The sequence below is a fragment of the Vibrio sp. 10N.261.55.A7 genome (assembly GCF_002877365.1).
Taxonomy (GTDB): domain Bacteria; phylum Pseudomonadota; class Gammaproteobacteria; order Enterobacterales; family Vibrionaceae; genus Vibrio.
In genome coordinates, this window is record NZ_MCWZ01000052.1 from 1 (window position 1) to 6,793 (window position 6,793).

Below are 6,793 nucleotides of genomic sequence, written 5' to 3' on the forward strand. Positions count from 1 at the left end.
TTCTTTAGTTGTAGAGAACTTTTTTATGGCACTTCCTTGGTATAAACAATTTTGGCCGTGGTTTCTGATTATTCTTCCAGCGACCGTGGTTTTTTGGACGATCACGACGGTGATTTTATTTACGCAAAATTCTGTCCACTTGGTCACCGAGGATTACTATAAAAAAGGAAAAGGGATTAACGTTGATATATCGAAAGTACAGGTAGCAAACGACCTTGGCCTTTCGGCAACGGTTCGATCTGAAGGAAACCAGATACTGTTCAAGTTCGATAAAGGGAACTTGGAACACTACCCTGCCATTACCGCAATGTTTGCGCACAGAACATTACCCGATCGTGATTTCACGAGTCTAATTACTTCCGATGCAAATGGTCTGTATCGACTGAATTTAGATTCTGAGCTTCAAGGTCCATGGTTTATTGAACTTTCGCCACATGACCAACAATGGCTCATTCAAGGCCGTGTAGGCTTCCCTTCTGAATCGACAATAGAGTTAACGAACTAACCTATGTGCAAATCGTGTTATCACTGCGGTGAAGAAGTACCAGCCAACACGGACTTTAAAGTTGAGATTCTAGATGAAGTGCGTTCAATGTGTTGTCCTGGTTGTGAAACTGTGGCTCAAACGATTGTCGATAGCGGATTAATTTCGTATTACCAGTTTAGAACCGCTCCTGCTGAAAAAGTCGATCTCGTACCTGAGCAATTATTAACCCTTATCCACTATGATAACGAAGATGTGCAATCAGAGTTTGTTCGAAAAAACGAACACAGTTCTGAGGTTACATTATCTGTGGATGGCGTTTCTTGCGCGGCGTGTGCGTGGTTGATTGAAAAGCAACTCAGTAAAGTAAGCGGTGTTCAGTCTATACGTGTTAATACCACAACCAATCGTGCATCGCTTATTTGGGATGATTCTGTGGTTAAACTGAGTGAGTTGTTATCCAATATCCACTCACTGGGCTACAAAGCGGCACCTTTTGAAGCCGATAAGCACGAGGCTTCTTACCACCGAGCGATGAAGCAATACTTATATCGGCTTGGTATCGCTGGTATAGCAACCATGCAAGTTATGATGCTTGCCGTGGCGCTGTATCTTGAGGTGTTTGGTGATTTAGAGCCTGAGTTTAAAAACTATTTCCGCTGGGTCAGCTTGATATTTGCTACCCCAGTGTTGGTCTATTCTGCCCTTCCGTTCTATATGAATGCTTGGAGAAGTATTCGAGGCAGAACACTCGGTATGGACGTCCCTGTCTCGATCGCACTGATCTTCGCCTATGTCGCTAGTTTGGTGGCTACCGTCACAGAACAGGGTGAAGTCTTCTTCGAATCTATTTCTATGTTCACCTTCTTCTTGTTGATTGGTCGATTCCTTGAAATGAGAGCGAGGCGTAAAGCCGCAGCGGCGAGTGGTAACCTTTTAAAACTCATCCCAGCAGTGGCAACGACGCTTGATGGAGAACAAATCCCAGTTAAAACGCTTAAAGTGGGAGACACGATTCGAGTACTTCCTGGTGAGCACATCCCCGCTGATGGCGCGATATTAGCAGGTAGAGTCCATATTGATGAGTCTATGTTAACGGGTGAATCTCTACCCGTTGTGCGCGAAGCTGGTGACTCAGTATTTGCCGGTACGCTGAACGGTGAAGAATCGTTTGAGCTAGAAGTGACCGCCTCTAAAGCTAACTCCGTTATTTCCAACATAGTTCGGCTTCAAGATGAAGCAGAACTGTCCAAACCTGCTATTGCTAAAGTCGCTGATGTGGTTGCGCGTTACTTTGTTGGGGTTTCATTGGTTGTTGCCGCAAGCACTTGGTATTACTGGCAAGGGCATCGCCCTGATGATGCTTTTTGGATCATGCTGTCCGTACTCGTTGCAACTTGTCCGTGTGCGCTTTCATTAGCAACGCCAACAGCTCTAACTTGTGCCACTTCGCGCATGGGTAATTTCGGTATTTTACTAAGAAAAAACCATGTGTTTGAAACCCTGTGCAAGGTTAACCACCTTATAGTAGACAAAACGGGTACTTTAACGTGTGGCAACATCGAAATTAATAATGTCGATATTGTTTCCACAGTGGATCGTGATACCAGTATAGCCCTAGCTAAAGAACTTGAGTCTCATGCCAACCACCCTATTGCGAGAGCCTTCAAACAATTCGACATCTCATCCAATGTCGACGTCACTAATGTCGAAAATATCATTGGCTCAGGAATTTCCGGCACCTATGACGGTGGTACCGTTAAGATAGGGAGTGCGGAGTTTGTTCTTGGGGATGTGAAGCTTGGTGCAGCCAATAGTATCTATTTGTCACTCGATGAAGTCCACATCGCTACTTTTACTTACAGTGACCCTATAAGAAAAGACAGTGCTTCATTCATTAAGCAGTTTAGAGATGCCGGTATTAAAGTGACCCTACTGACTGGCGATACCCAAGCAAATGCGGATATCGTCGCAAAAGAAATTGGCATAGAAAATGTGGTCGCCTCAGCCAAACCTCATAATAAGCTCGATTACTTAAATCGTGTGAATGATGATATTACAATGATGGTTGGTGATGGTATCAATGATGCCCCTACTCTTGCTGGTGCACATATTTCAGTGGCCATGGGTGGCGGAACTGATGTTGCAAAGGCTTCATCAGATATGGTTTTACTCGGTGACAAGCTGGAGAGATTGCTAGAAGCACGTAAACTGGCGTTACAAACTCGAAAAATCATCCGAGAAAACTTAGCTTGGTCTTTGGGTTATAACATGTTGATATTGCCTTTGGCAGCGGCAGGTCTTGTTGCTCCCTATATTGCGGCATTCGGGATGTCAGCCAGTTCTATCATTGTTGTCTCGAATTCACTAAGGCTACTTAAAGAGCAAAAGACATCTAAAGAGCGCATTAACTAATGGAAAGTTTGTACATTCTAATACCCATTGCAATAGTTCTAGTGGTTATCGCTATCGGAATTTTCTTATGGGCTGTCAAAAGCGATCAATTTGAAGACCTTGAAAGACAAGGGCACAACATACTCTTTGATGACGACAAACCAAAGAACGAACGAAGTAAAAATCAGGATGACCAGTGATGTCGATTGATTGGATCGGTGCCTTTTTTGTCGGTCTCATTGGTGCTGGCCACTGTATGGGCATGTGTGGTGGCTTAGCGTCAGCATTAAGTTTAGGGCAACGGTCTAAGACAATTCCGCTCTATTACAACCTTGGAAGGTTGATGAGTTATTCGCTGATTGGCGCATTGATTGGCAGTGCAGTGTCTTCTCTTGTTGAATTTTCACAATTAAACCAAGCCCTAGCGTGGCTACGTTTGGTTGCGGCTCTTTTCATGGTTATTCTCGCTTTATACGTCGGCCGGTGGTGGTTTGGCCTACTCGCGTTTGAAAAGCTTGGGCAACATTTGTGGAAATATATTTCGCCTATTGGGCAATCGCTACTTCCACTTAAAAAACCTGTTTACGCAGTCCCTTTCGGCTTTGTATGGGGCTGGCTTCCGTGTGGGTTAGTTTATTCGACCTTAACCTGGGCCGCTGTTTCTGGTAGCGCATTAAATGGCGCTCTAATTATGCTGTGCTTCGGTCTGGGTACGCTCCCTGCTATGTTGCTGGTTGGATACAGTGCAACACATTTAAAGGCGATTCAGCAGTCGAGTATTTTTCGAAATATTGGAGCAAGCTGTATTCTCCTCTATGGCATCTATACAGCGTATGACGCACTAACAATCTTATCATTTAGTTTTTAAAAAGTTGATTTGGCAGGTTTTATTTAACTATCCTTTAGAGTTAAGCGATGATAAAATATTGATGTATATCAAATAGTGAAAGGTCGTTATGATTTCTGAAAAGCCAGCAACAAAGCGCATTCAATCTGGTGGTTGTGCAATCCACTGCCAAGACTGCAGCATCAGCCAGCTGTGTATTCCATTTACGCTAAGTGAATCTGAACTCGATCAACTCGATCAAATCATCGAGCGTAAAAAGCCAATTCAAAAAAGCCAAGAGCTTTTCAAAGCTGGTGATGAACTGAAATCATTGTACGCAATTCGCTCTGGTACTATCAAAAGCTACACGATCACTGAGCAAGGTGATGAGCAGATTACCGCATTTCACCTAGCGGGTGATTTAGTAGGTTTTGATGCGATTACTGATGATCGCCACCCTAGTTTTGCGCAAGCATTAGAAACAGCAATGGTCTGTGAAATTCCTTACGAAATTCTTGATGATTTGTCTGGCAAAATGCCGAAGCTACGCCAACAAATCATGCGTTTGATGAGTAATGAAATCAAAGGCGATCAAGAGATGATTCTTTTGCTCTCCAAGAAGAATGCTGAAGAGCGTTTAGCGGCTTTCTTATACAACTTGTCTACTCGTTTTTCTCAACGTGGTTTCAGTCCTCGTGAGTTTAGATTGACGATGACTCGTGGTGATATTGGTAACTACCTAGGTTTAACTGTTGAAACAATCAGTCGTTTACTTGGTCGTTTCCAGAAGTCTGAGATATTGAGTGTCAAAGGCAAATATATCACTATTCTAGATCACGATGCCCTTATGAAACTTGCTGGCGTATCAACAGAATCATAAGTAACTTCAATGACGTAGCTCAATAATGAGCTGCGTCATACTTCCTAACTATTTCCCCTTCTTTTTCTCTCACATCTTCTCTCATCTAAGCTACATTAGGTATACAGCCCTAACCTATTATGGTGTGTGTATGAGTATTTATAATAAGATATTAGTTGTTGCCGATATCAATAACGATCAGCAACCAGCCTTAGCTAGAGCCATGCAGCTCGCTTCAAAAAGTAAATCTCCAAGCCGTGTAACCTTCTTCCTTTCTATTTATGACTTCTCTTACGACATGACTTCCATGTTATCAATGGATGAAAGAGATGCTATGCGTAAAGGTGTCATTCACCAGCGAGAGCAATGGATGAAGAAAGTCGCCGCGCCCTATCTACTTGATGGTGTCGAACTGGATATCCAGGTTGTTTGGCATAATCGTCCTTATGAGGCGATCATTGCTGAAGTGTTTTCCGGTGGCCATGACATATTGATTAAAGGAACACGCACACATGATGTTCTTGAATCCGTTATCTTCACCCCTACGGACTGGCACTTGCTGAGAAAGTCACCCTGCCCTGTGCTGCTTGTAAAGAATGAGTCTTGGCCAGAAGATGCGAATATCATAGCGTCAGTGCATGTTGGCTCTGAAAGCGACACGCATATTGATCTCAATGATCGGATGGTGAATCAACTTAAAAATCTGTCTGAAAGACTGGATGCCAAATCGTTCTTGGTAAATGCCTACCCAGTCACACCCGCGAACATTACTATTGAGCTTCCTGAGTTTGACCCAACCACATACACCGACGCCGTTCGTGGCCATCATTTAACCTCTATGAAAGCGTTACGCCAGAAACATGGGTTTGACGAAGAACAAACGATTGTAGAGCAAGGACTGCCCGAGGATGTTATCCCTGAAGTCACATCTCGTGTTAACGCGGCGATGGTCATACTTGGAACGACTGGAAGAACCGGTTTGTCTGCAGTATTTATCGGTAATACCGCTGAGCATGTGATAGATAAAATCAACTGTGATGTTTTAGCGCTTAAGCCTCCTGGCTATATTAGCCCATTGGATCCTCAAACCGCGGTTTAATCTCTTACTATAGAAAGAACCCTTCTCTTTTGCCCTTTGTTGTTTGTCTGCATCAATAGATAAATTACAAAGGGTTTTTCGTATTCAAATACACAGAATCACTAGCATCTAATCGATTTATCCGTATCATACGCACTTCATTTTGGTATTGAGATTTAACAGCAGATGACTGAGCAAACCCAAGAGCAAACGACAGCTCAACAGCATAGCTTCAATAAATTGGCGAAACGTATTCGTCGAAATACAGGACAAGCAATTGCAGACTTCAACATGATTGAAGAAGGCGACCGAATTATGGTTTGCCTATCTGGCGGTAAAGATAGCTTTACAATGCTTGATATATTGATGGGTTTGCAAAAAAGTGCTCCTGTAAAATTTGAACTGATCGCTGTGAATTTGGATCAAAAGCAACCAGGTTTCCCAAGCCATATTCTACCTGAGTATTTAGACAACTTAGGTGTGGAATATAAAATCGTCGAAGAAGATACCTACTCGATCGTTCAAGATAAAATTCCCGAAGGAAAAACAACGTGTTCACTTTGTTCTCGACTGCGTCGCGGAATCTTGTACAAAACAGCCAAAGAACTCGGTGCGACTAAAATTGCATTAGGTCACCACAGAGATGACATTATTGAAACGTTATTTTTGAATATGTTTCATGGCGGAAAGCTTAAGTCGATGCCACCTAAGCTGGTATCAGACAATGGTGAGCATGTGGTTATTCGTCCGCTCGCTTATTGTCGTGAGAAAGACATCATTAAATACGCAAACCAAACTGACTATCCAATCATTCCGTGTAACTTGTGTGGCTCTCAGCCAAACCTACAGCGTCAAAATATTAAGCAAATGCTGAATACTTGGGATAAGCAATTTCCAGGACGTATAGAGACAATGTTTACTGCCATGCAGAATGTCGTTCCAAGTCATTTGGTTGATAACGAATTGTTCGATTTCAAATCGATTAATCGTGATTCTGGCGTGATTGATGGTGGAGATATTGGTTTTGATAAACAAGAGATGCCGGTTGTTTCAACCATAGATGAAGACATCGTGAATGAGTTTGATCCAAGCTTGGCTTTGAAAGTAACGAATATTTAAGTTAAGAAAATTGAATCATAAAAAAGCCGCTAT

Annotated in this window: 7 protein-coding genes; all 7 read left to right on the top strand. The window is 42.8% G+C overall.

Translation table 11 applies throughout. The annotated features are described in order from the left end of the window. The first annotated feature begins 25 nt into the window (after positions 1 to 25). The 7 genes from BCU12_RS04730 to ttcA all read left to right on the top strand — a co-directional run bounded on the left by BCU12_RS04730 (position 26) and on the right by ttcA (position 6,760). Positions 26 to 505, top strand: a complete 480-nt coding sequence (locus BCU12_RS04730; RefSeq protein WP_102403219.1) for a FixH family protein — start codon at positions 26 to 28, stop codon at positions 503 to 505. Positions 506 to 508: 3 nt separating this feature from the next. Continuing rightward, complete coding sequence (locus BCU12_RS04735) at positions 509 to 2,899, top strand: heavy metal translocating P-type ATPase (protein ID WP_102403213.1); 2,391 nt, start codon at positions 509 to 511, stop codon at positions 2,897 to 2,899. After that, entirely contained in the window at positions 2,899 to 3,078 is a 180-nt protein-coding gene (gene ccoS / locus BCU12_RS04740; protein ID WP_102403214.1) for a cbb3-type cytochrome oxidase assembly protein CcoS, read from the top strand. The genes BCU12_RS04735 and ccoS overlap by 1 nt, the downstream gene beginning before the upstream one ends. Then, complete coding sequence (locus BCU12_RS04745) at positions 3,078 to 3,746, top strand: sulfite exporter TauE/SafE family protein (protein WP_102403215.1); 669 nt, start codon at positions 3,078 to 3,080, stop codon at positions 3,744 to 3,746. Before ccoS ends, BCU12_RS04745 begins: the two co-directional genes overlap by 1 nt. An 88-nt stretch (positions 3,747 to 3,834) precedes the next feature. Then, a complete protein-coding gene (locus tag BCU12_RS04750) occupies positions 3,835 to 4,584 on the top strand; it encodes an FNR family transcription factor (RefSeq protein WP_102403216.1) in 750 nt (249 codons plus the stop codon). 130 nt (positions 4,585 to 4,714) lie between these two features. Then, positions 4,715 to 5,662, top strand: coding sequence for a universal stress protein UspE (gene uspE, locus BCU12_RS04755; protein WP_102403217.1), 948 nt, complete (start codon positions 4,715 to 4,717; stop codon positions 5,660 to 5,662). Positions 5,663 to 5,827: 165 nt separating this feature from the next. Beyond that, positions 5,828 to 6,760, top strand: coding sequence for a tRNA 2-thiocytidine(32) synthetase TtcA (ttcA, locus tag BCU12_RS04760; RefSeq protein ID WP_102403218.1), 933 nt, complete (start codon positions 5,828 to 5,830; stop codon positions 6,758 to 6,760). The last annotated feature ends 33 nt before the right edge of the window (positions 6,761 to 6,793 follow it).